Source organism: Lacticaseibacillus manihotivorans DSM 13343 = JCM 12514, from assembly GCF_001435035.1.
Lineage (GTDB): Bacteria > Bacillota > Bacilli > Lactobacillales > Lactobacillaceae > Lacticaseibacillus > Lacticaseibacillus manihotivorans.
This window is the reverse complement of sequence record NZ_AZEU01000284.1, coordinates 1-769: the sequence shown is the minus strand read 5'-3', so window position 1 is coordinate 769 and position 769 is coordinate 1. Positions and strand designations below refer to the sequence as shown.

1 protein-coding gene is annotated in these 769 nt (G+C 47.7%); it reads right to left on the bottom strand.

Translation table 11 applies throughout. The features are described 5' to 3' along the window. Positions 1 to 142: 142 nt before the first annotated feature. Positions 143 to 769 (bottom strand): primase C-terminal domain-containing protein (locus FD01_RS13925; protein WP_191981532.1); only part of this gene is annotated, 627 nt, incomplete at its 5' end.

Here is a 769-nt window from a genome sequence, read left to right as displayed (position 1 = left end):
AGTTTCAATTCATGATACAGGATGCACTCTCCCTGAGTAAACTTTGCACCAGAACCACATAGGCAATCCAAAAGAAGTGAGAGGGCAGACCGGAAAAGCAAGGCTATAATAGATAAATGTAATGGCAATTCGGAACTTTTAGTTACCCATCCATTAGGCGCCCTGGCAGTACAATTGTGGGACGGTTTTCAGGTGTTACGGATAGTACATTCGATTCCCCTTGCTCCAGTCCAAGAAACTCTTGCCAATCCTGACTCTGGCTCGCATGCCGAGTTTCAATTTGTCGACCTGCCATCATCATCGTGATCAAAAGAATGCCGCCATTTCGACCTCTCGTTCGTTGTACACGAAGTAGACCATGGATAGCTACATAATCCAAGGCTTTATTAAGTGAATCGCGGCTGATATGTAATGCCTCCCGAATGTCAGCGGTTGTCAATTGCAATGACGTACTGCGTGCGCCAAGGCGATCAACGTACTTGACTAGGTCTTGAGCCCACTCGGAAACATGACTGTACTTACGGATATGTCGCGGCTTGCGAAACTTGACCCAATTCTGTCGAGCTGTACGCGCAAAAGGACGGACTTCTGGCGCCCATCGGTCCATAAGGTGCTGAATATAGGCCTTGCTGGCTCCCTGGTAGTTACCCGAAAAGGCGCTCTTTAGAATACGACGAACTTCTGTATCTCGAAGTGGGTCTGGTTGACGGGAATTCCATTCATCAGCAAAGTCATATGCGCGATTCTGGTCCCATCCTGAAGAATATGT